Annotated in this window: 25 protein-coding genes; 10 read left to right on the forward strand and 15 right to left on the reverse strand. The window is 36.2% G+C overall.

The features are described 5' to 3' along the window. The coding region (locus SOP96_RS02005; protein WP_326319778.1) for a transposase at positions 1-249 on the reverse strand (249 nt) is incomplete at its 3' end. Between the two features lie 153 nt (positions 250-402). Here SOP96_RS02005 and SOP96_RS02010 point away from each other — a divergent pair. The 5 genes from SOP96_RS02010 (at position 403) to guaB (ending at position 5,023) form a co-directional block, all read left to right on the forward strand. Continuing rightward, complete coding sequence (locus SOP96_RS02010; RefSeq protein WP_326319560.1) at positions 403-912, forward strand: RNA polymerase sigma factor; 510 nt, start codon at positions 403-405, stop codon at positions 910-912. Next, entirely contained in the window at positions 887-1,564 is a 678-nt protein-coding gene (locus SOP96_RS02015; RefSeq protein ID WP_326319561.1) for a hypothetical protein, read from the forward strand. The genes SOP96_RS02010 and SOP96_RS02015 overlap by 26 nt, the downstream gene beginning before the upstream one ends. A gap of 62 nt (positions 1,565-1,626) precedes the next feature. Then, positions 1,627-2,889: a DUF4252 domain-containing protein gene (locus tag SOP96_RS02020; RefSeq protein WP_326319562.1), complete on the forward strand. Its 1,263-nt coding sequence runs from the start codon at positions 1,627-1,629 to the stop codon at positions 2,887-2,889. Positions 2,890-2,901: 12 nt separating this feature from the next. Then, on the forward strand, positions 2,902-3,402 hold the full coding sequence (locus SOP96_RS02025; RefSeq protein WP_326319563.1) for a DUF4252 domain-containing protein: 501 nt from the start codon (positions 2,902-2,904) through the stop codon (positions 3,400-3,402). 160 nt (positions 3,403-3,562) lie between these two features. Then, complete coding sequence (guaB, locus tag SOP96_RS02030; protein WP_326319564.1) at positions 3,563-5,023, forward strand: IMP dehydrogenase; 1,461 nt, start codon at positions 3,563-3,565, stop codon at positions 5,021-5,023. A gap of 111 nt (positions 5,024-5,134) precedes the next feature. Here the strand turns inward: guaB and SOP96_RS02035 are convergent, their stop codons facing one another. Beyond that, positions 5,135-5,332, reverse strand: coding sequence for a KTSC domain-containing protein (locus SOP96_RS02035; protein ID WP_326319565.1), 198 nt, complete (start codon positions 5,330-5,332; stop codon positions 5,135-5,137). Between the two features lie 94 nt (positions 5,333-5,426). Continuing rightward, positions 5,427-6,494 (reverse strand): DUF4407 domain-containing protein, encoded by a 1,068-nt coding sequence (locus tag SOP96_RS02040; RefSeq protein WP_326319566.1) that lies wholly within the window; start codon positions 6,492-6,494, stop codon positions 5,427-5,429. A 167-nt stretch (positions 6,495-6,661) separates the two neighbouring features. On the opposite strand from SOP96_RS02040, the gene SOP96_RS02045 reads away from it, so the two are divergent. Next, the gene (locus SOP96_RS02045; RefSeq protein ID WP_326319567.1) at positions 6,662-7,072 is read left to right on the forward strand and encodes a hypothetical protein; all 411 of its coding nucleotides are present in this window, start codon (positions 6,662-6,664) and stop codon (positions 7,070-7,072) included. 44 nt (positions 7,073-7,116) lie between these two features. Here SOP96_RS02045 and ruvC read toward each other — a convergent pair whose 3' ends face one another. The 6 genes from ruvC to SOP96_RS02075 all read right to left on the reverse strand — a co-directional run bounded on the left by ruvC (position 7,117) and on the right by SOP96_RS02075 (position 14,639). Continuing rightward, entirely contained in the window at positions 7,117-7,671 is a 555-nt protein-coding gene (ruvC, locus tag SOP96_RS02050) for a crossover junction endodeoxyribonuclease RuvC (protein WP_326319568.1), read from the reverse strand. A 56-nt stretch (positions 7,672-7,727) separates the two neighbouring features. Next, positions 7,728-8,255, reverse strand: coding sequence for a 2'-5' RNA ligase family protein (locus SOP96_RS02055; RefSeq protein ID WP_326319569.1), 528 nt, complete (start codon positions 8,253-8,255; stop codon positions 7,728-7,730). Positions 8,256-8,279: 24 nt separating this feature from the next. After that, positions 8,280-8,990 (reverse strand): Dph6-related ATP pyrophosphatase, encoded by a 711-nt coding sequence (locus tag SOP96_RS02060; protein ID WP_326319570.1) that lies wholly within the window; start codon positions 8,988-8,990, stop codon positions 8,280-8,282. 42 nt (positions 8,991-9,032) lie between these two features. Next, a complete protein-coding gene (locus SOP96_RS02065) occupies positions 9,033-10,067 on the reverse strand; it encodes a hypothetical protein (protein WP_326319571.1) in 1,035 nt (344 codons plus the stop codon). Between the two features lie 547 nt (positions 10,068-10,614). Then, a complete protein-coding gene (locus SOP96_RS02070) occupies positions 10,615-11,229 on the reverse strand; it encodes a hypothetical protein (protein WP_326319572.1) in 615 nt (204 codons plus the stop codon). Positions 11,230-11,291: 62 nt separating this feature from the next. Then, entirely contained in the window at positions 11,292-14,639 is a 3,348-nt protein-coding gene (locus tag SOP96_RS02075; RefSeq protein WP_326319573.1) for a methylmalonyl-CoA mutase family protein, read from the reverse strand. A 205-nt stretch (positions 14,640-14,844) separates the two neighbouring features. On the opposite strand from SOP96_RS02075, the gene SOP96_RS02080 reads away from it, so the two are divergent. After that, on the forward strand, positions 14,845-15,177 hold the full coding sequence (locus SOP96_RS02080) for a hypothetical protein (RefSeq protein WP_326319574.1): 333 nt from the start codon (positions 14,845-14,847) through the stop codon (positions 15,175-15,177). Here the strand turns inward: SOP96_RS02080 and SOP96_RS02085 are convergent. Continuing rightward, positions 15,174-16,274: a DUF3667 domain-containing protein gene (locus SOP96_RS02085; RefSeq protein WP_326319575.1), complete on the reverse strand. Its 1,101-nt coding sequence runs from the start codon at positions 16,272-16,274 to the stop codon at positions 15,174-15,176. The genes SOP96_RS02080 and SOP96_RS02085 overlap by 4 nt on opposite strands. 357 nt (positions 16,275-16,631) lie before the next feature. Between SOP96_RS02085 and rplM the strand changes: the two genes are divergently transcribed. From rplM to rpsB, 3 genes are all read left to right on the forward strand, one after another. Next, the gene (rplM, locus tag SOP96_RS02090; protein ID WP_027381190.1) at positions 16,632-17,087 is read left to right on the forward strand and encodes a 50S ribosomal protein L13; all 456 of its coding nucleotides are present in this window, start codon (positions 16,632-16,634) and stop codon (positions 17,085-17,087) included. 5 nt (positions 17,088-17,092) lie between these two features. Continuing rightward, positions 17,093-17,479, forward strand: coding sequence for a 30S ribosomal protein S9 (rpsI, locus tag SOP96_RS02095; protein WP_072883409.1), 387 nt, complete (start codon positions 17,093-17,095; stop codon positions 17,477-17,479). Positions 17,480-17,687: 208 nt separating this feature from the next. Next, entirely contained in the window at positions 17,688-18,449 is a 762-nt protein-coding gene (rpsB, locus tag SOP96_RS02100) for a 30S ribosomal protein S2 (RefSeq protein ID WP_029295347.1), read from the forward strand. An 84-nt stretch (positions 18,450-18,533) separates the two neighbouring features. Here the strand turns inward: rpsB and SOP96_RS02105 are convergent, their stop codons facing one another. The 5 genes from SOP96_RS02105 to SOP96_RS02125 form a co-directional block, all read right to left on the reverse strand. Next, positions 18,534-18,989 carry a DUF6759 domain-containing protein gene (locus SOP96_RS02105; RefSeq protein ID WP_326319576.1) on the reverse strand — a complete coding sequence of 152 codons (456 nt, stop codon included), beginning with the start codon at positions 18,987-18,989 and terminating at the stop codon, positions 18,534-18,536. A gap of 32 nt (positions 18,990-19,021) precedes the next feature. Next, positions 19,022-19,648: a DUF6759 domain-containing protein gene (locus SOP96_RS02110; RefSeq protein ID WP_326319577.1), complete on the reverse strand. Its 627-nt coding sequence runs from the start codon at positions 19,646-19,648 to the stop codon at positions 19,022-19,024. 144 nt (positions 19,649-19,792) lie between these two features. Beyond that, positions 19,793-20,470, reverse strand: coding sequence for a tRNA (guanosine(46)-N7)-methyltransferase TrmB (gene trmB / locus SOP96_RS02115; RefSeq protein WP_326319578.1), 678 nt, complete (start codon positions 20,468-20,470; stop codon positions 19,793-19,795). Between the two features lie 64 nt (positions 20,471-20,534). Beyond that, positions 20,535-21,326, reverse strand: coding sequence for a DUF6759 domain-containing protein (locus tag SOP96_RS02120; RefSeq protein ID WP_326319579.1), 792 nt, complete (start codon positions 21,324-21,326; stop codon positions 20,535-20,537). 157 nt (positions 21,327-21,483) lie between these two features. Then, positions 21,484-22,272, reverse strand: a complete 789-nt coding sequence (locus tag SOP96_RS02125) for a hypothetical protein (RefSeq protein ID WP_326319580.1) — start codon at positions 22,270-22,272, stop codon at positions 21,484-21,486. Positions 22,273-22,294: the final 22 nt, after the last annotated feature.

Raw genomic sequence — 22,294 nt, forward strand, 5'->3', positions numbered from 1 at the left:
CTTGCTCCATTTATTAAAAAAATAATACACATTTTGCCAGCTTATCTTTTCTTCCCCAAAATAGTCTTTTAAAGAAATCTCACGCCACTGGCAACCGGTTTTCAGCCGTTTTATAATGGTCTGGATTATTTTTACCACGTCAAACTTTGTAGAAAATCCCCTTTTTCCTTTGCTTAAATGGGGTAAAATCCATTTCTCTATTTTATCTTTGCTGATGAGTTCCAGATTATTAGTTTTTTTAATTGCAATCCAAAATTGCTAATTTTCTCGGAACTTTTTTTCTAAAATAAGTTTAAACAGCTTCATGATGAATAAAGGAAACTTCAAAATTTTTTGAAGTTTTTTTGTTTTTGATGTAATAAAATGTAAAATCTGAATGTCTTATCTATAGAAACAAAACTTATGACCCAAGAAACTTTCAGAAGTACGGTATTCACTCTCAAAAATGAGATGTATCGCTTTGCGAAGAGATTCGTCATGAGTAGTGATGAGGCGGAAGATGTAGTGCAGGACTTAATGATAAAGTTCTGGCAGAAGAAAGATGAGCTGGAGCATTTGGGGAACTTAAAATCCTATGCGCTAAAAGCAGTGCGCAACGAATGCCTGAACAGGCTGAAGCATCATGATGTAAAGACAGGGTTTGCAGATATGCAGCTTCATCGATCAGAGCTTTACAGTATGGAAGTGAATAATCTGAAAGACCATATTATTGGTTTTATTAATCAGCTTCCGGAAAAACAAAAGATGGTTATCCATTTGAAAGATGTGGAAGAATATGAAGTCTCGGAAATCGCAGAAATGCTGGAAATGGAAGAAAACGCAGTAAGAGTAAATCTTATGAGAGCAAGACAAAAAGTAAAAGAACAAATTTCACAATTGATGAGCTATGAGCAAAGACAAATTTCAAGATAAATACGATGAAATCTTCCGCAATTTAAAAGAAGAAAAAATGGATTGGGACTTTGAGGATTTCCTTAAAAAAACAGAAGGTAAAGAAGATGTAGAAAACAGTAACAAAACTCCCATTATCCCAATCGACAGCAAAACTAAGCCAGCGTTTCCGAAATGGTTCTGGATGGCAGCAGGTTTCGTAATGCTGTTGAGTATCGGATTTATTTTCAATTATAATTATCATCAGAGTATTGAAGATCAGGCTCGAATGGTTGAAAATCAAATTAAGCAAGAAAAAAATAATTTCATCGAAGAAAATAATGAGCAGCAGGCTCAGGTTGCGGTAAATCATGTATCGGATTCTGCTAACGGAATAAAACAAGATTCATCATTCCAGGAAAACACCATCGCGGAAAAAGATTATTTAGATGAAATTTTGCCTAAAAGAGGAAGGCTTAAAAAAGAAAGAAAGCCACGGTATGTAAATAATTCCTCTTATCATAAAGCGGCAAAAGATTCCACAGGCTATAAAGATTCTTATGTTATCGTAAACGGAAAAAGAATTGACAACGTGGAAGAAGCTATTAATGTGACTAAGTATTCATTCCAGATATTTGCAAATAACGTTAGTGAAAAATTAGCAAAACCAACAGTCGTAGACGACGATTATTAATTAACCCTAAAAAGATTATGCTCCTGATCAGGCTCTAATAATCAAAAAAATAAAATTGACTCATGAAAAAAATATTCATCATATTCGCATTTGCCTTCTCACAGTTTTTCAATGTGTACGGGCAGGACAAGCTAGACCAGCTTTTTGATAAATACCAGGAAGTGGAAGGTGTAACTTCCATAAAAATTGCAAAACCGATGTTCGGGATGCTCAGCAATCTGGATTTAGGTGATGCAGAACTCGATCAGATCAAGCCTTTGTTGTCAAAAATAAATGGATTGAAAGTTTTCATTGCTGAAAAACCTCAGGATGCCGGTTCTTTACATGGACAAAAGCTGTTGCAGATCAACAAGGATATTAAATCTTATTTAAGCAACCTCAATTACAGTGAGATCATGACCATGAACAGCAACGGGGCAAAAATAAAATTCCTGTCTGCTGAGGAAAAGAACGGAATTCTTGACGATCTGTTGTTAAGCATTGATAGTGGAGGTGAAGAAAGTATCCTGATAAAACTTGATGGAAAGCTTTCCATGGATGATATCAATAAAATCATCAATTCAACCGAGACTAAGACAAACCCGGTTACCAATACCAAAAATAGTTTTGCTTCCCAAAATACAGCATCCTACCTGAACGGGGAGTCCAGAAATGTAGGGGAGTTTTCAGGAGTAGCTGTAAGTACTGGTGTTATTGTCAACTTCAAGCAGGAAACCCCAGCTACGGTAAAAGTAATTGCTGATGCAGACAAGCTGCAGTATATTGTAACCAAAGTGGATAAAGGCGTATTGAAAGTATATGTTGATAATAAAGGACAGCGAAATTTAAAATTTAAAAACATCAGCGTAAATGTTTCTGCACCGAGAATAGACAATATTAAGACTTCTTCGGGAGCTGTATTCAATGCCATTAACACAATAAACGAAGAAACAGTTTCAGTTGACCTTTCATCAGGATCTGTCGTGAACGGAAATTTCAATTCAGATAATACAAAAGTTGAGGTAAGTTCCGGAGCGGTCATCAATTCTACCATTAATACAAGGCAGATTGCTGTTAAAGCATCAAGCGGCGCAGTAGCCAATCTTAACGGAAGAGTTGATGCAGGTTCAATAGATGTAAGCAGCGGTGCAGTCTGCAATTCGGAGAAATTTCAGTTCAATGAGCTTGAAGCCGAAGCAACATCGGGAGGCGTTGTTACCGGAAGTGTTGCAGAACGTTTAAAAGCGACAGCCTCTTCAGGAGGAAGCATCAGGTATAAAGGAAATCCAAAGGTAGACTCCAATATCAGCAAAACCTCGGGGGGAAGCTTAAAACAAATCAACTAAAAATTATCAGCCATGAAAATATGTAAAAACATTTTTCTCATCCTTTCTTTAATGTTCTTTATGCAGTCATGCGTTGTTTCAGAAAGACCGAATATCGCTTATTTTTCAGATTCCGGAAGGGAATTTAAAGGAGCCAAATTTGTAAGCATCAACGTTCCGATGTTTTTGGCTAAACCTTACATCAAAAAAGCCTTAAGAGAAGACGGTGAAGATGAGGAGCTTATCAGGCTGGTAAAAAAAGTTTCCAAAATAAAGGTATTAACTGTTGAAAACGGAGACCGTAAGATGTTAAGAGATTTTGCAAACTACCTGAATGACAATAATTATGAAGAATGGGCAATGATAAAACATAACGGTGACAATGTCAACATTCGGGTAAAGCAGAAAGGTGACGCCATTAAAAACATGATGATTACTGTAAATTCAGATAAAGAGCTTGTTTTTGTTGACATTAAAGGAAGCTTTACAGCTGATGATATTTCAAGAATGATTGCTTCAGTAAAAGATAAATAGACATTCATATTCAATTATGAACTAATTTTCATTTTGTACAAACCATTTCAAATTTGAAGTGGTTTTTTAATTTAAGTTATTGATTATTAAGTTTTATTTAAACTATTAAAATCAATTTTCATATTTCATTAAAATACCTTAATTTTGCAAGAAAGTAAAGATGTCTATTCATAACAAAATTGTAGAGACAGCCATCACTTTCGATGACGTTCTTCTAGTTCCTTCTTATTCAGAAGTTTTACCTAATCAGGTTTCATTAAAATCAAGACTTACCGACAAAATTACGCTTAATGTTCCTATAGTTTCTGCTGCAATGGATACTGTTACGGAAGCAGAATTGGCCATCGCTCTGGCGAGAGTAGGAGGTTTGGGTTTCATTCATAAGAATATGACGATTGCTGAACAAGCTGCTCAGGTAAACCGTGTAAAACGTTCTGAAAACGGAATGATCTCCGATCCTGTTACGCTTTCAAAAGATCATACCCTGGCTCAGGCTAAAGATACCATGGCCAAATACAAAATTTCCGGTCTTCCGGTAGTGGATGCCGAAAATACATTAATTGGAATCATTACCAACAGAGACGTAAAATATCAGGAAAACCTCGATATGAAAGTGGAAGAGATTATGACGAAAGATAATCTCATTACATCGGATAAAAATACCAATCTTGAAAAGGCCAAAGAAATACTTCTTAAAAACAGGGTTGAAAAACTTCCTATTGTTGATGCTGAAAATAAACTGGTTGGTTTAATCACCATTAAAGATATTGATAACCAGCTGGAATACCCTAATGCCAATAAAGATCAGAACGGAAGGTTAATCGTTGGAGCAGGTGTTGGCGTTGGAGAAGATACATTGGAAAGAATTGAAGCGCTGGTAAAAGCCGGAGTTGATATCATCGGTATCGATTCTGCACACGGGCATTCTAAAGGAGTTTTGGACAAAATTTCTGAAATCAGAAAAGCCTATCCGGACTTGGATATCGTGGGTGGAAATATTGTAACGGCTGAAGCAGCCGAGGATTTGATCAAGGCTGGAGCAAATGTTCTTAAAGTGGGAGTAGGCCCAGGTTCTATCTGTACCACAAGAGTGGTTGCAGGAGTCGGCGTTCCTCAATTATCCGCTATTTATAATGTCTACGAATATGCCAAAACTAAAAATGTTGCAGTAATCGCAGATGGCGGAATTAAGCTTTCCGGAGATATTGTAAAAGCCATTGCAAGCGGCGCAGGAGCTGTGATGTTAGGATCGCTTCTTGCGGGAACTGATGAAGCACCGGGTGAAGAAATTATCTTCCAGGGAAGAAAATTCAAAACGTATCAGGGAATGGGAAGTCTTTCTGCCATGAAGCGAGGCGGAAAGGAAAGATATTTCCAGAGTGAGGCTAAAAAATTCGTTCCGGAAGGAATTGAAGGAAGAGTCCCAAGCAAAGGGAAACTGGAAGACGTTATTTTCCAGTTAACAGGAGGTTTGAGAGCCGGAATGGGATACTGTGGCGCCAAAGATATTGAAGCTTTGCAAACGGAAACTAAAATGGTAATGATTACCGGAAGCGGATTGAAAGAATCGCACCCTCACGATGTGATTATTACGCAGGAAGCTCCAAACTATTCTTTGTAAGAATTAAGATAAGATATTTAATAAGGCTGTCGTGCGACAGCCTTATTGATTTTCGGGCGCGGGCGAAGCCCGCGCCCGAAAATCACAAATTAGATTTACCAAAATCTGTATTTATTCAACCTTTTTATATTTAAATTTAGGTTTAATTACATAATTCAGAAATCTTCCTTTGGATTGTACCGTTTTAAACCGTTCAAAGATTTCTGCCGGCACTTGAAGATAGTCATATACTGCACCCGACTGGTAGATAATTCTCAATATCTCAGTCTCAGGAAAGTACAGGTATTTATTGATTACTGATGAAGGCATATAAAATACCGAACAAAAAATATTCCTTTGAAATCATACCTAATAAAAAAGCCTTCCGGAATCTGAAAGGCTCATAGTGTTTTTAATGCTGTTGCTATTTTAATTTATCTTTAAAATCATCGATTCTAAAATTCGTTAATGCATTTCCTTTTTCAATTTTCTCTTTTGAATAGAGCCGGAAATCATTTTCTGTTTTTTCCAAAAGATAGTCATAAGGTCCTACGTGAGATATTAATTTAACCAAAACCGGAGAAATTTCAAGGCAAATGAAAAGTCCCATGATGAAAGCCGCTGCCAAACCTATTATAGCTGAATTTTTACCCAGTTCATCCAGTGCCTGAAGCCTTGCTGCAAAACCATTGAATTTATCTTCAAAAGTTTCGGTAGATTTTCTTTCTGTTTCTAAATTGGTGTACACTTTGGAAATTTCTTTATCCAGATATTCCAGCCGTGGGGCAACCTGTTTCTGGTAATTTTCCAGATCCTGGCGTCTTTGTTCTTTGAGTTCCTGTTTACGCTTCGCATTGGGCCCGAAACCTTCTTTCCCACTGGTAAGTCCGGACTGTTTTCCCAAAATTTCCTTTTCAAGTTCTACAGAAGCAGAATCATAGGATTTCTGGTAACTGGCAATTTTCTCGGTGATTTGTTTTTTTTCGGTTTCAAAAGGGGCACTCTGTTGAAGGATCCTTCCGTTCATTTCGCCCTGCAATTGCTTCTTATTTCGTTGAATGATCGTATTGAGCTGTTTGTTGACTTCCTTTTCGAAGATTTTAAGCTCCAGAGGTTTGGAAATGATAATTCCCAGGAACGTTGCTAAAATTAATCTTGGAATAGCCATTAAAACCTGATTCCACCAGGTTCCGGTTTTTTTTATCGAAGAAACAATATATCGATCCAGGTTGAAGATCATTAATCCCCACAAAATACCGAAGCCAATAGATGTCCAGATATTATCAAATACCGTATACATAGCATATCCTGCGGATAGTGTCGCAAAAACAGAAGTGAATAAAACGATCCCTCCAATTCCCGCAAATTTGTTCCATTCACTCGGGGTTTTTCGTAAAATATGGATGTTTCCTCCGGAGCATACCATCAGAAACTTCTCAAACCAATTTATTTTATGATTCGCCTGATTTATAGTTTGTTGGTTGTTATTCATAACAGAAAATTTATACAAATGTACTACTAAAAACTATACCAATGTAAAAGATAGTATTATGTTTTACCAAGTATAACGGATTAGCTGTTTATTTTATTGTAATTCAATGGATTAAATTTATTTGAAAAATATCCTTATCTTTAAGTATCAATCACAAAATAACTATTATGAAAAATGTAATCAGCTTTTCGGCAGTATGCCTTACATTGGTTTTAACATCATGCAGCAAGGAGAAAACCATTGATGATGATCTTAAAGAAGTTGCAGCGAGTATGAACAAAGCGACTCCGCAAAATTTAGCAGACGGCGTACGTCTTGACAGTGTTTCCGCACAGCCGGGGAGAATTTTCAGATATAATTATACATTGCTGGATGATGTGAAAGAAAGTGTAACGCCGGAACAGATTGAAATGTTCAAGACCCGTGCTAAAGAAGGTGCTTTGCGCGTTATAAAAACTTCCCCGGACATTAAGCAATTTCGTGATAATGATGTAACGATGGTGTACAACTATTATGATAAGAACGGAAAGCCGACAGCAGATTTTAAGATTACTCCCGGAGAATACAAAACAAAATAACTAATGATATTCCCACAGATCAGCAATAATTTGTGGGATAAATATTATTTCAGACGACCAGGATTTTGTTTGAGAAAACTTTCCCAGCCGGTATAAGATTTAGTATCAGTAATCGTTCCGGAATTGAAGTGGTGGCAAACAGCAACAGCCAATCCATCGGAAGCATCAAGATATTTCGTCGGAAATTCTTTTAAATTCAGCAGGTTTTGCAGCATTCCCGCAACCTGTTCCTTACTGGCATTTCCGTTTCCGGTGATCGCCATTTTTATTTTTTTCGGTGAATATTCCGTAATCGGAATATTTCGGTGAAGGCTTGCTGCCATGGCAACGCCCTGCGCTCTTCCCAATTTCAGCATACTTTGTACATTTTTTCCGTAGAAAGGCGCTTCCAGAGCAACTTCATCCGGATGGAATTCATCAATTAAAGCTAAAGTTTTATCGAAAATATACTTCAGTTTGGTTTCGTGGTTGGGATATTTTTTAAGCAGCAATTCATGAATCGATATCATTTCCATATTCCCTTTTTTCACGGAAATAATACCAAAACCCATTATCGTTGTTCCAGGGTCGATTCCTAAAATTATTTTCTCTGCAATCATTGGCTCAAAGATATGATTTTAAATGATCTCTTTCTGTACTTTCATTAAATGTCATATCATAACCGTAACTTTTTTTCTGCTATCGGAACCCAGTTGTGATCGTATCGAAGTAATAGTATTTTATCAACTAAAAAGACAGTTTTATATTCTTTTTCTTTGTAATTTTCCCATGCTTTGAGATAGTTTTCCCAGGTCAAATCCCTATATCCGATTGTTATATGAGGATTAAAGGAATAATTGATGAAGCTAAATATTTCTTTTACTTTCTGATGCAGTATTTTTAATTGTTCGTTATCTTCCGGTTTTACATAGATCACCGGATTTTTAGGATTTGCAAAACTTCCGAAACCGTTAAGCTTAATTTCAAACGGTGGAATATTAGTATCAATCCGTTGAAATGCTTCATGGATATCCGTTTCCAAAAGAACCTCTCTGGAGAAAGGAGGAAACAGAGTGATGTGCGCTTCATTTTTTAAAGCCTTTGAATTTCCGTAATGGAGCGCAAGATCAATTTTGAATTTTTTTATCTCATCTATAATCTGCTGAGGCGGATATATTGCTATAAAGTAAAGCTTTTTTGTCATTTGGACTAATCGTAACAGTATAAGTTATTTTAAGATCAGATCACAGAACCAGAAAACGTATTCGCCATTCTCACTTTCTTCATTTGTTTTTGGCTTAGGATAGGTTTTCTTTATCGTTTCTCCAGTGCGAAATAAGACAGGAGTTTTAAAAATCGGACCATCAAAAGTGAAGGTGTGAAATTCACCGTTTTCTCCGCAAGGATCTACATTTTTTGGTAAATTTTTAATGAAATCCTGATCTATAATTCTTCCTGCAAAACTTTTATCTAAATAAGTTTCATTAACGCAGGTCACAATCGTTTTGAATCCAAGATCCAGAAATTCATGAATAAGCTCGGTAGTATTTCTTTTCCATAATGGAAAAACAGCCTTCATTCCGATTTGCGATAATTGTTCTTCCCGGTAATTCTTCAGATCCTCCAGAAAAATATCTCCGAAAATTGAATGCGTGACACCTCCGGATTTAATTTCATTCATGGTTTTATCCATGATTTCACGATATTCTTCCATGGTGGGCTCTTTCGGGAGTTTAATTTTGACGAGCGGAAATCCTAAACTTTCAGCCTGCTTTTCCAATAAGGAAACATGAACGCCGTGCATGGAAATTCTCTGAAATTCTTTATTAATGCTCGTCAGCAAAGAAGTTATTTCAAATTGGTCTTCTCTTAAAATTTTATATAAAGCTAAAGCAGAATCTTTTCCGCTGCTCCAGTTGAAAATGGCTTTCGGTTTCATTTAAAATAAGAAATCTCCCAAAAAAGGAGATTCTGTGAATTATTATTTAACTTCTTTGATGGGAATAAAGCCTCCATTAATGTAGTCAAGCTTTTGTTCAAATGGAACCGAGGTAGACTCTGAAGCAATCAATCCTCCAATAATTCCGAAAAATGCTGAAGCAAGAACTACGTCTCCGGTTTTTGCAGTAGATTTTATTTTTCCTGTAAAATAAAAATCTCCATCCTTTTTTTCTGCCTTTACAAGGGCATTTTCTACAGGTAAATATATGTAGGGGGAACCTTGATACACGATCGCAAACACATCATTCTTCTTGATTTCTTTTTCTTTGCCTTCTATCGTTTCGTACAGTTTAATAATCTTATTAGTTTTCCCGTAGAATTTTACATTGGAAATTACTCTTTCTGAGGGCTGTAGATTTTTAAAAGAATTATAATCAGGATATATTCCTTCCTTTAATTCCGCAGAATTATATAAACTTAATTTTTGTTTTTCAATCTCATCAAAATTTTTGATGTCATTAAGACTGTATTGATCAGTTTGTGTAGGTTTTTTGGAGATATTACTGCTTATAAAGTCACTTACCATCTCGCTGCCTTTTTTCATGGTGGCTTTGGTTACATCCATTGATGAATGATCAATTACCGAATCTATTTTGTCAAGATAAGAATACGTTCCGTTTTCGTTTCTGGCAAATAGATAAGCTTGAAAGTAGCAGTAGCCGTGTTCGCTAAAAGCACCGGTAATTTCGGCAAAATACAACTGTTTCAGATACATTACAATGGTACCGTTATCTGTATTTTCTCCATTAATGTGGTTTAACAAGTTTTGGAACTGATCGTTGAGATTGGTCGTGGGGACAACTTTGGCTTTAGTGTTGAACGCTCCTTTCTGAACAATTCCTAATGATGTGGAATCAATTCTTGCATCAATAAGTTTGATGTTATTATAGTAACTTTTCTCAAGTTTTTTATCTGGGAAACTGATTGAGAAATCCTCGGTTCTCTTTTGTGAATACATAGAAACCGAAAATGTGATTCCCAATAAAATTAAGATAGACTTCAAAGAATTTTTCATTAACATAAGGTTACAAATTGTTCAATTACAAAAGTAGTATTTATAATGAACATCCAGATTAAATCTCTCGGAAATTCATTATATTTTTGAATAAATAATTCGGAAGAATTAAAAATATTATATTACTACCATATCAGGCATTTCCGCTGCTTAAATTGAAATGGGTTGGGTTTCATGTTACAAAAATAACGAAACTTCAAAATAATAAAACCTTCAAGATTTTTAAAACTTTGAAGGTTTAATGTAATTCAATACTATCAGGTTTGCCAAAATCATTTAAAGCGTTGGACTCAATCTTGTTTTTTTCAGCTTCCTGCCTTTTTTGTAACTCTTCAATATTCTTATTCATAACACTTGTGTTTTTTGTATCCATATGATTTGCAGATATTTAGGAATGTGATATAGAAATTATAAATGTAATTAAGAAACATCCTTTCATAAAATCTTTTGAATGAGTTAAATTAAAGTGGAAAAATTCAAAAATACAAAAACCTCAAAGAATTTCCTTTATAAACCTTCAAGGTTTTCAAAACCTTGAAGGTTTGATTTATAGCTCAATTATAAAATCCTGAATATCGGAGTAATCCTGTTCTTCTAAATGATATAGTTTAAAATATTCCTGATTTTTAAAAAGTTCAGACACAAACTTTCTGTTAAGTTTTGTAGGTTTATGGGAAATAATACTTTGATAAGAACTCCAAGGGTAATCCCAAATGTATTCGGAAAACCCGTGTTTTACAGGGTTGAAATGAATATAATGAATAAGCTTTTTAAAATACGCAACCGTAGCAACTTCTTTTCTCTCAAAATTTTTCTCAAACAAACTTCCTGTTCTTTTATAACGTTTATTAATTGCTTTGGCGTATGAATTGAAGAAGTGGCCAAACTGCAAATGAATGTCAATCTTTTTAGGGTTTTCAGTTGCAGTATATTCCAGTTTTTCACAATTTATCTCCTCAACAGGTTTTACATAAATTAAAATATGAAAATGATTTTTCAATAAAACCCAGGCAATTGTATCGCAAAACGGAGACATGTACTGGTGAAATCTGTTTAGAAAGAAGGTGTAATTTCCAGGATCAAAAAAAATATTCTGTCCGTTATTACCTCTATTGTAGATATGGTAGTATTTACCGGATTCCAGTAAAGTTTTATTCATCATTTTTGTGTATTATTAAAAAAACCTTCAAGGTTTTCAAAACCTTGAAGGTTTGTAATGTAAGACTACATATTCCTTCTGTACTTACCACCCACTTCAAACAAAGCATTGGTGATCTGTCCAAGAGAACAGTATTTCACAGCGTCCATCATCACTTCGAATAAGTTTTGCTGATTGATCGCGGCATGTTGCAGCGTTTTAAGAGCAGCTTCAGATTTGTCTTCATTGGATTTCTGGAAATTATGAAGCATTTCAATTTGGAACTGCTTTTCTTCCTCCGTTGAACGGATTACTTCTCCCGGACGAACCGTTGGAGAGCCGTCTTTTCCTAAGAATGTGTTGACTCCGATGATTGGATATTCTCCGGTATGTTTCAGCCATTCGTAATGCATTGATTCTTCCTGGATTTTTGAACGCTGGTACATCGTTTCCATTGCGCCCAAAACGCCGCCTCTTTCCGTGATTCTGTCGAATTCCGCATATACAGCTTCTTCAACCAAATCAGTTAATTCTTCAATAATAAATGAACCTTGCAGCGGATTTTCATTTTTCGCCAATCCTAATTCTTTATTGATAATCAGCTGAATTGCCATTGCTCTTCTTACAGACTGTTCAGTCGGAGTCGTGATTGCTTCGTCATAAGCATTGGTATGCAGTGAATTACAGTTGTCGTAGATTGCATATAATGCCTGTAAAGTAGTTCTGATATCGTTAAAGTCAATTTCCTGCGCGTGCAGTGAACGTCCTGAAGTCTGGATGTGGTATTTCAGCATCTGACTTCTTTCGTCAGCTCCATACTTCAGTTTCATCGCTTTTGCCCAGATTCTTCTGGCTACACGTCCTATTACTGAATATTCAGGGTCGATACCATTCGAGAAGAAGAACGATAAGTTCGGTGCAAAATCATTGATGTCCATTCCTCTTGACAGATAATATTCTACATACGTGAAACCATTTGCCAATGTAAAGGCCAACTGAGAAACCGGATTAGCGCCTGCTTCTGCAATATGATATCCTGAAATGGAAACAGAGTAGAAGTTTCTTACTTTTTCTTTAATGAAATATTCCTGAACATCACCCATTAATCTCAATGCAAACTCCGTAGAGAAAATACACGTATTCTGCGCCTGATCTTCTTTTAAAATATCTGCCTGAACGGTTCCACGAACGGTAGCGATGGTTTTAGCTTTGATTTCAGCATACACGTCTGCCGGAATAACTTCATCTCCGGTAATTCCCAATAGTTTTAAACCTAAACCATTATTGGAAGGAGGTAATTCACCATTATATTTTGGTCTTGCTAAACCTTTATCGTCGAATTTTGCTTTTAAAACTTCCTCAACCTTAGCCTCAAGCTTATTCTCAATAATGTATTTTTCAACATTCTGATCGATGGCCGCATTCATAAAAAAAGCCAGTAACATCGGCGCAGGACCATTGATTGTCATTGAAACAGATGTCATTGCATTCACCAGATCAAATCCTGAGTAGAGTTTTTTTGCATCATCCAGCGTTGCAATCGAAACTCCCGCATTTCCGATTTTTCCGTAAATATCCGGTGGTAAAGCCGGATCCTGCCCGTACAATGTTACGGAATCGAAAGCGGTAGATAAACGTTTCGCAGGCATTTCTGCGGAAACATAATGGAATCTTCTGTTGGTTCTTTCAGGGCCGCCTTCTCCGGCAAACATCCTTGTTGGGTCTTCGCCTGTTCTTTTGAAAGGATAAATTCCTGCAGTATAAGGGAAACTTCCCGGAAGGTTTTCCTGGCCTTTCCATTTGATTAAATCTCCCCAATCGTTGTACTTTGGTAATGCGATTTTCGGAATTTTTAAATGAGACAAAGATTCTGTTGAGGTTTCAACTTTAATTTCTTTTCCTCTTACGAAATAAGAATAAAATTCAGCTTTGAAAGCTTCTTTCGTATTGTCCCAGGTTTTAAGGAAATCAATATTTTCCTGTTGAAGCTCTTTCTCAGCTTTTTGGTATTCAGCATCTAAAGTTTCATTGGAGAGGAAATTTTTCACTCCCTCAATATGATACATTTTTCTTGCTAATTCAGCCTGTTTTTCAACATTGGCATCGTATTGTCTGTTATTTTCAACAATTTCAGAAAGATAACGAACTCTTTTTGGAGGGATAATCGTTACTTCTTCTGTAACTTCCTGTTCAACAAATGTTTTTAAGTTTAAATCAACAAATTTGTTATTTACTTTAGAAATCAATCTGTTGTACAATTCAGTTGTTCCGTGATCATTGAATTGTGAGGCTTTTGTGGCATACACCGGCATTTCATCCAATGGCTGTTCCCATAATAAATGGTTTCTCTGGAATTGTTTTCTTACTGCCTGAAGCGCATCCAAAGCACCTCTTTTGTCAGATTTATTTAAGGCCACCAAATCTGCATAATCCAGCATGTCGATTTTTTCCAGCTGTGTGGAAGCTCCATATTCAGGAGTCATTACATACATGGAAACATCTGCAAAATCAGAAACTTCTGAACCAGATTGCCCAATTCCTGAAGTTTCAAGGATAATTACATCAGGATGAGAGAGTTTTAAAACATTTAAAGCCGACTGAATGAAAGGAGAAACGGAAACGTTGTTTTCTCTTGTTGCCATTGAACGCATGTAAACCCGCGGATCATTGATCGCGTTCATACGGATCCTGTCTCCCAACAATGCACCTCCTGTTTTCTTTTTAGAAGGGTCAATCGAAATGATCGCAATTTTTTTATCAGTATTGGAACGTAGGAAACGTCTTACCAATTCATCTGTTAATGATGATTTTCCGGCTCCTCCTGTTCCTGTTATCCCGATAATCGGAATGTTTAAATCTTTTGATTTTTCATCGATGGCTTTTACCAGTTCAGGTTTCTCTTCAGAGAAGTTTTCAACGGCAGAAATTACTTTGGCAATGCTTGTAGGATTTTCAAATTGAATTGAATCCAGGTCATTAACTTCAACATCTTTTCCGGTTGCGAAGTCGGATTTCTTAACCAGATCATCAATCATTCCCTGAAGTCCAAGTTCACGGCCGTCATCCGGAGAATAAATTCTATCAATTCCGTAAGACATGATGTCTTCTATTTCTTCAGGCAGAATCACACCGCCGCCGCCACCGAAAATTTTGATCTGTGGAGAATTTTTTTCTCTTAAAAGGTCATAGATGTACTTGAAATATTCATTGTGACCGCCTTGATAAGAGGTTAAGGCAATTGCGTTGGCGTCTTCCTGAATTGCCGTATTAACGACTTCTTCAGCAGATTTGTCGTGTCCAAGATGGATGACTTCGCATCCGGTTCCCTGAATGACACGGCGCATGATATTAATGGCAGCATCGTGACCGTCAAATAATGAAGCAGCCGTTACGATTCTTACTTTGTTTTTAGGAGTATATTTTTGGGTTTCCATAAAAAAATCTAGAAAATTTCTGAATTTTCAAATATAATAATAAAATAACAACCTTTTGTATGGGTTTAAAAACTTGATTTTCATATTGTTATATTTGATTCCTGTTTTGGATATTTGCCCAATGCCAAACATTTGTTAGTTTGTGGAGGCTGGTTTTCAGAATCTCAGATTAATTTCTCTACTTTTGCATATTATTATATAGGATATGAAAAAGGCATTGCTCTATTTTTTATTGGGAACGGTTGTAAGCTTTTTAATCAATTATTTCTTTTACAGTTCGGAAAATATCGAATTAGACATTTATTATGCCGTTGCTTTTGGTTCCGCCTGGGGAATTGCTTATTATTTAGATACGCCGGATTTTACTTTAGCCAAAAAAATGGGTTTGTCTTTTGTGGCTATGGGAATTTTAGTTCTCGTGGGAACTTTAATTTTTAATCTTGAGCTGGCGATTCCTTCCATACTGAAGTTTTCTACGGTTTTTGTAGCGTATTACCTGATTGCAAGCTTCAGGGCGAATAAAACACTTCGTAATTAATGCATCATCCGGAAGCTTGTGTAAACAAGTAAAAGGAGCATACACAGCAGTGCTAAAAAATTAATAATAAATAAGGAAATTCCTTTAATAACACTGATACCCCTTGAATTTTCGTAGACTCTGTGATGGGCTATGAAGAAATAGATAAACATATAAACAATAGCAACGGTAGAAGTAAGGATACTCAATATATTAAAGACAGAATAATCCGGAAGTAAAGACAGGAGTTCCGACAAAATTATTATAATGAGAATTCCCAACAGCAGGAAAGAGAAATAATGAAGTGTAAAAATCCCGTTGTCAAAGAACCACCATTTCTTTTTATTATGAAAAATCCATAAGAAAAAAGCAAAAACAGGAAGGTAAATGAATAATGCTTTAGGGAGCGTATGCACAAACGTTTCACTAAATTTATCAAAAATCTGTTCCTTGTTCAAACCTTGTTCCTGTAAATGAAATGCCTTTTTTGCAAAAGGCCTCACGAAATCAAAAGGCAGTCTGCTATTGCCGCTTTTTGAATACAGCGAATCAAACTGCTTCATATTTTCAGCCCCGAGAATCATTAATTTTCCATCTCTGGTTTCTTCTAAAACGTCTGTTTTACTGTCATTGTCATTTACGATGCTTACTTTAAGGTCGTTAATGGCTTCTTTTGGAATTTGCGTATTATTATTTTCTATGCCAATACTATCCAGTATCTTTGCAATCTGCTCTTTATTTGCTTTTTCCCTTTCTTTTGTATCTAGAGTATAAATATCATTTGTTTCCTTTTTTTCTTCCGAAGAAGGCAATAGAGAAGGCAGAAAAAAGGTAATGAAACTTATAAAAATATAAAGTTTTACAGGAGCTACATAAGCCTGTCTTTTTCCTGCAAGATATTCTTTGGTAAGCTTTCCGGGACGGAATAAAAGGTATTTGATTGTTTTCCAGAACTGTCCGTCATAATGCGTAAAATCTTCAATAAAATGGGTAAATAAATAATAGAAAGGCTGTTTAGGCTGAACATTTTCCTGTCCGCAATGCGGGCAAAATCTTTCTTCCACCAGATGTCCGCAGTTTAGGCAGCTTTTATCATCTCTCAATTTTCCGTGGCTCATGATTAGTAATGTTTTATTCCCGCAAATATAAAAATTAACTTATTAGATATTGTTATTCATAATTTTTTATGCTATAGTTTGAATAAAATTTAATAAATAATGATAAAAAATCGTAATTAACATAATGTTTATAAGTGTTTGGTTTTTTATTAGAATGGAATAATTAGAAGCGAATGCAAGCCTTGTGGAAAAGAAACAGCAGAACTTTAAATTGGCGAGATTGGCTAATGTCCTAAATATCTTAATTTTAAGTTTAAATAATAATAATTGTGTTGTATGCTTTTGGGATAACAAAATAATTTGTACCTTTGCACACCCTTTTAGGGGAAAATTATGTTTAATCTTTAACTAAAACGTGTGAATACATTAAGTTACAAAACTGTTTCAGCGAACAAAGCTACTGCTAATAAAGAATGGGTTGTGGTAGACGCTGAAGGACAGCCGTTGGGAAGACTAGCTTCTACGGTTGCAAAGATTTTGAGAGGTAAGCACAAAACAAATTATACACCTCACGTAGACTGTGGTGATAACGTAATTGTTTTGAACGCTGGGAAAGTAACTCTTTCCGGAAACAAGTGGAACGACAAGACTTATATCTGGCATACAGGATATCCTGGAGGACAGAAGTCTATGACTGCGGCTGAACTTCAAAAGAAAGATTCTTTAAAAGTATTGGAAAAATCAGTAAAAGGGATGTTGCCTAAAAACAGACTGGGAGCTGCAATCCTTAAGAATCTTTACTTATACGAAGGAACTGAGCACAAACATGAAGCTCAACAGCCTAAAACAATTAATGTTAACGAATTTAAATAATTAATATGTCTACAGTTCACAAAATCGGAAGAAGAAAAACTTCTGTAGCAAGAGTTTATGTAAAGCCAGGAACTGGTAACATTACAGTAAACGGTAAAGATGCTAAAGAATACTTCTCTACAGATGTAATGGTTTACAAGTTGAACCAACCATTTATCCTTTCTGAAACTGTTGGTCAGTATGACGTTACCGTAAACGTATTCGGTGGTGGAAATACAGGTCAGGCAGAAGCTATCAGATTAGGTATTTCAAGAGCTTTGTGCGAAATCAACGCTGAGTTCAGATTAGCATTGAAGCCAGCTGGTTTACTTACAAGAGACGCGAGAATGGTGGAAAGAAAGAAGCCAGGTCAGAAAAAAGCAAGAAAGAGATTCCAATTCTCAAAACGTTAAAAAAGCGTATGGCTATTGGCTTATGGCAGATAGCTTTAGGAAAATTTTTAAAAAATTATTTTTTAACCCAACGCTGGAAAGCCAATTGCACAATGCAATCAGCCAACAGCAACTTTGCCCGTTACGTTTAGCATCCAAACGCTTCTCCCATCTAAAGAAGTTGTTGATTGTTTAAAAAACGGAAAGTAAACTAACAAAAACAGAAAACATGGCAAAAGCAAATGTAAAAGACCTTCTAGAGGCTGGCGTACACTTCGGTCACATGACCAGAAAGTGGAACCCAAATATGGCTCCATACATTTTTATGGAGAAAAATGGTATTCACATTGTAGACTTACATAAAACAGCAGTTAAATTGGATGAAGCGTGCAGCGCTTTGGAAAAATTAACTTCTGCAGGTAAAAAAGTTCTTTTCGTAGCAACTAAAAAGCAGGCGAAAGAAGTTGTGGCAAAACACGCTTCTGAACTGAATATGCCTTACATTACAGAAAGATGGCCGGGAGGTATGTTAACGAACTTCGTTACCATCAGAAAGGCTGTTAAAAAAATGAACTCCATCGACAAAATGAAAAAAGATGGTACGTTCGAAACTTTATCTAAAAAAGAAAGATTACAGGTAGACAGACAAAGAGCTAACCTTGAGAAGAACTTAGGTTCTATCGCTGACATGGTGAGACTTCCATCTGCAGTATTTGTAGTTGATATCTTGAGAGAGCACATCGCTGTAACGGAAGCTAAAAAATTAGGTATTCCTGTTTTCGGTATCGTTGATACCAATTCAGATCCTAGAAAAGTAGACTTCGTAATCCCAGGAAATGATGATGCTTCTAAATCTATCGACATGATCCTTAGCGTAGTTTCTGAAGCTATCAAAGAAGGTCAGTCTCAGAGAAAAGCTGATAAAGAAAAATCTAAAGAAGAAGGGGAAGTAGTATCTGCTGATAAAGATGCTGACTTTGATGGAGAATAATTAAGATTTTCTTACCATACAAAAAGCGCTGAATTTTTAAATTCAGCGCTTTTTATTTTTTAATATGAGGTTAATAATGCTTTATTAATTTGAAAGCTTTACCTCATAAGGCCCTGATACAAATTTTGTTTTCTGATAAACGGCATTGCAGATCATCCCGGAAAGATTATAGTTCTGATTTTTAGGAACCATTACGGCCCCTATTTTATTTGCGGCTATAGGAACTTTCTTAAAATAATTATTTCCGCTTATTGTAAGAACCATATTACAGCGGGAATTGTTTTCTACCGTGATTGATGTTCTGGGATCATTGGATGAATCATTAAGCAAATGGGTAAGCACCTCTGCCGTTTCAGATTTATAGGTTTTCATAAGCGCCTGATATTCTCTCTCAACCTGTGCCGCCGCAGTTGTGCTATTTCCTGTGGCAGACGGTCTTACGGCGGGCTTTCTAACCGGGTTGTTTTTTGTGTTTCCGGAACTGCCGCAGCTGTTAAGCAATAAAATAAAAGCTGCTGAAATTGCAACGTACTTTTTCATAAAGATAATTTATCATTACAAATGTAACCTTTTTACTTTTTTCTCAAGGTATTTCCCTCAGCAGGTTTTGGATTGCTGATCGTTAAAAATATGCTCTTATTCAGGTCTTTTTTAGAAGAATACACCACATCGCATACGTTTCCCTTCAGCGTATAAGTTCCTTTATTAACTACAATAAAGTTTTCACCTTTTGCCGGAACAGCCATATTGTAAAAATCCTTGCCCTGTATCTTCAGAACCAGATTACAATCCGACTGGTTTTTGAATAAAAGAATAACTTCTTTGCTGTTGATATCCTCATTAAACATCGCATTAAGGAGTTGTACCGTTTTTTCTTTATGTTCTTTTGAGGTAGATGCAATCAGGCGCTTGAATTCTTCAGCCTCTTCAGAATTCGGTTTTCCAAGTGCAGAATTTGGTATTTCACTGATAACAGGCCTTGCTTCCATAGGTTTTGCGTTCTTCTTCCCTTTGGTCCATTCAGAATTTTTCAATGCAATAAGTTTGGGTTTCAGAACACTTCTTTTCGGATCATCAGGATGTGTGGTAGCAAGATAATTTTCAATTTCTTTGATATCTGTGCTTTCTAAAATATTTTGAGAACGCTTTCTGGTATCGGCACTTTTACAGGCTAAAACTGTACATAATAAAATGTACATAATATTTTTTTTCATGCGGGTTTGTGTTAATTAAAATGAATTATCTGGATATAAAGTTTATATCCTTACCATGTTAATAAACGCTACGGCAGCTGGTTTTGGATTCGATAGGTTGGCGTGTATTTTTTTCATCATATTGTTGTTTTAGTTAATTTTAAACTTAATATAGGTTATTGTTTTTCCTTTGGCGGAAAAAAGCTCTTCATAATAAGTTCTGATATCTCTCAAGTGGGGAGTGGCGGGATCATATTCCGGGGCTCCGTAGATATCATGATGTGCGGTGATGATTTCATATCCTGCTCCCTGCAGAAAGCCGAGAGTATAGCCATGCAGAAATTCGGAATCTGTTTTTAAATGGATGATTCCACCGGGTTTCAGAAACTTTTTATAACGGTCTAAAAAATCAGGATGAGTAAGTCTGTGCTTCGTACGTTTATATTTAATCTGTGGATCGGGGAACGTGATCCAGATTTCATCTACCTCATTTTCAGCAAAAAAATAATCTACAAGTTCAATCTGGGTTCTCAGGAACGCAACATTCTGCATGCCGCTTTCGTGAGCCTCTTTGGCGCCAAACCAAAATCTTGCCCCCTTTACATCAATACCGATGAAGTTTTTTTCAGGAAATGCTTTTGCAAGTCCTACGGTATATTCCCCTTTACCGCAGCCCAGTTCAAGGACGATAGGGTGGTCATTCTTAAAAAATTCCGTTCTCCATTTTCCTTTAAGACTGAAGCCGCTCAGCGCATCTTCCCTTGTTGGCTGAACGACATTCGGCAATATTTTGTTTTCTGCGAACCTTGCTAATTTATTCTTACCCATGAAACAGTTATAAAATTCTGCAAAAATAGCAAAATTTATAAAAGCTATCCTGAAATTTAAGCAATTATTTCTTAGCAGAACTTCCTAATGCTACCATTAAAGGTTTCTGAATGGTTTTCTGGGATGCATACTGCGCGCCGCAGACAATGCTCGTGAAAAGGTAATCTCCCTTCTGCACCACAATAGAGTTGTCACCATGGGCGGGAACCGGAAGCCTGTATTTGGTGATACCGATGCCTTCCATTCGCACGATAATATTACAGTCGGATTTATTTTCGATCATCACAATGCATTCTTTAGCATTCGGATCATTATCAAAAAGTGAATTTAATATTTTTACCGTTTTGTTTTTGTGTTCAACAGGGTTGTCTGCCATCAGCATATTAAACTCCGAAGCTTCAGCATCCGGTATTGCAGCAGCAGGTGCTGCAGAAGGAGTAGCGATAGTGGGAGCTATATACACATTTTGAGGATTGCTTGGCGTGTATACCACTGCAGCCTGGCCCACCTGCAGTTCTTTCTGGTATTTCGCAATCTGCTTTTTCTTAATATTGGCATTCATCTCTTCAAAAGATATTTTGGTAGAAGGCCGTCTTTTCAGCATCGCAAGCCAGTCCTGCATCTGCTTTACTTTACTGTCGCCGGGTTTTGCATTTTTGATGTAATCTTTCATCATTTCCATGACCCGAGGTTTCAATACAGATCTTCTGGGATCATCGGGATGGGCATCTCTCAGAAAAGCATTGATTTCATAAATATTTTTGCTTTTTAAAATTTCACTGTAATCCTTCCCTTTTTTCTGGGCAGAAAAATTCACAAAAAAAATAGCGCTGAAAATCAAAAATATCTTCTTCATTCATTAATATTAAATTTCGTATTTGATTAAAGGTGTCCAATCATAAACGCAAAATATTGCATTTTAATATAACACTGAGAGGCAATAAAATTAAAAAATAATATGATCAATACAAAAAATGCATACCGAATCACAATATGCATTAAAAGTTTTTATATTATTTTACAATTTCCTGAAGGTGTGAATTTCTGAGCCTTCGCTGGTAGATCGGCAGGTATTTTTCGATAGGGATTTTTATTGCTTCAAAGTTGCCCGCCATAATATAGGACTCAATATTTTCCGAAGTATAAACGAACTGAAGGAAGTTGTCGATAAGATTTTCAGGAATTTTAAAACGCGTAAAATAATCTTTTCCTAAATAATTCTTAATCTGTGTTACGGAATTATTCATCCTTTCATACGCTAGGTAACGCTGCTTTTTCTTTCGTTCACCGGAAAGAATATCGTAAATACTTTCCAGGCTGAAGGTAAGTCCGCCATCTCTCAAACCGGCAACCGGAAGTTGCGGAGGAGTACCGTCTCCTTTAGGCTCGGGAAGCCCGATTACTTTTTTTATAGCAAGAGCTTTGTCTTCTTTCCTCAAGGCATTTACATCATATCTGAGATTTCCTGTTGGCTTAAATCTGTTAATGACCACCTCCTGAATGTCATAATAAGCAATTCGTAATTCGATCAGATTTTTCTGCTCCATCATTTGTGGCGTCAATCTGATATCTTTTCTTTCCGTAACGATTGATGTAAAGCGAATAAGGTCTCCTGCATTTGCGGAAATGGTAAAATCGCCGTTGTAATCGCTGAGAACGGTTTTTTGAGTAGTAAGATTGGTAACGTATACCTGATTGAGATATAAAACGGAGTTGTCTCTAAGAAATACTTCGCCGGAAAACGACTGGGCGTTAATTTTTACCAGAAAAACCAACAGCAATAAGGTAAATAAATTCTTCATATAACTGAGGCAAAATTACGCA

This window comes from Chryseobacterium salviniae (assembly GCF_035819015.1).
GTDB classification, from domain to species: Bacteria; Bacteroidota; Bacteroidia; order Flavobacteriales; family Weeksellaceae; genus Chryseobacterium; species Chryseobacterium salviniae.

Coding starts and splice junctions, on each gene's coding strand:
- SOP96_RS02010 (WP_326319560.1), top strand. CDS start 403: ATGACCCAAGAAACTTTCAGAAGTACGGTATTCACTCTCAAAAATGAG.
- SOP96_RS02015 (WP_326319561.1), top strand. CDS start 887: ATGAGCAAAGACAAATTTCAAGATAAATACGATGAAATCTTCCGCAAT.
- SOP96_RS02020 (WP_326319562.1), top strand. CDS start 1,627: ATGAAAAAAATATTCATCATATTCGCATTTGCCTTCTCACAGTTTTTC.
- SOP96_RS02025 (WP_326319563.1), top strand. CDS start 2,902: ATGAAAATATGTAAAAACATTTTTCTCATCCTTTCTTTAATGTTCTTT.
- guaB (WP_326319564.1), top strand. CDS start 3,563: ATGTCTATTCATAACAAAATTGTAGAGACAGCCATCACTTTCGATGAC.
- SOP96_RS02035 (WP_326319565.1), bottom strand. CDS start 5,332: ATGCCTTCATCAGTAATCAATAAATACCTGTACTTTCCTGAGACTGAG.
- SOP96_RS02040 (WP_326319566.1), bottom strand. CDS start 6,494: ATGAATAACAACCAACAAACTATAAATCAGGCGAATCATAAAATAAAT.
- SOP96_RS02045 (WP_326319567.1), top strand. CDS start 6,662: ATGAAAAATGTAATCAGCTTTTCGGCAGTATGCCTTACATTGGTTTTA.
- ruvC (WP_326319568.1), bottom strand. CDS start 7,671: ATGATTGCAGAGAAAATAATTTTAGGAATCGACCCTGGAACAACGATA.
- SOP96_RS02055 (WP_326319569.1), bottom strand. CDS start 8,255: ATGACAAAAAAGCTTTACTTTATAGCAATATATCCGCCTCAGCAGATT.
- SOP96_RS02060 (WP_326319570.1), bottom strand. CDS start 8,990: ATGAAACCGAAAGCCATTTTCAACTGGAGCAGCGGAAAAGATTCTGCT.
- SOP96_RS02065 (WP_326319571.1), bottom strand. CDS start 10,067: ATGAAAAATTCTTTGAAGTCTATCTTAATTTTATTGGGAATCACATTT.
- SOP96_RS02070 (WP_326319572.1), bottom strand. CDS start 11,229: ATGATGAATAAAACTTTACTGGAATCCGGTAAATACTACCATATCTAC.
- SOP96_RS02075 (WP_326319573.1), bottom strand. CDS start 14,639: ATGGAAACCCAAAAATATACTCCTAAAAACAAAGTAAGAATCGTAACG.
- SOP96_RS02080 (WP_326319574.1), top strand. CDS start 14,845: ATGAAAAAGGCATTGCTCTATTTTTTATTGGGAACGGTTGTAAGCTTT.
- SOP96_RS02085 (WP_326319575.1), bottom strand. CDS start 16,274: ATGAGCCACGGAAAATTGAGAGATGATAAAAGCTGCCTAAACTGCGGA.
- rpsI (WP_072883409.1), top strand. CDS start 17,093: ATGTCTACAGTTCACAAAATCGGAAGAAGAAAAACTTCTGTAGCAAGA.
- rpsB (WP_029295347.1), top strand. CDS start 17,688: ATGGCAAAAGCAAATGTAAAAGACCTTCTAGAGGCTGGCGTACACTTC.
- SOP96_RS02105 (WP_326319576.1), bottom strand. CDS start 18,989: ATGAAAAAGTACGTTGCAATTTCAGCAGCTTTTATTTTATTGCTTAAC.
- SOP96_RS02110 (WP_326319577.1), bottom strand. CDS start 19,648: ATGTACATTTTATTATGTACAGTTTTAGCCTGTAAAAGTGCCGATACC.
- trmB (WP_326319578.1), bottom strand. CDS start 20,470: ATGGGTAAGAATAAATTAGCAAGGTTCGCAGAAAACAAAATATTGCCG.
- SOP96_RS02120 (WP_326319579.1), bottom strand. CDS start 21,326: ATGAAGAAGATATTTTTGATTTTCAGCGCTATTTTTTTTGTGAATTTT.
- SOP96_RS02125 (WP_326319580.1), bottom strand. CDS start 22,272: ATGAAGAATTTATTTACCTTATTGCTGTTGGTTTTTCTGGTAAAAATT.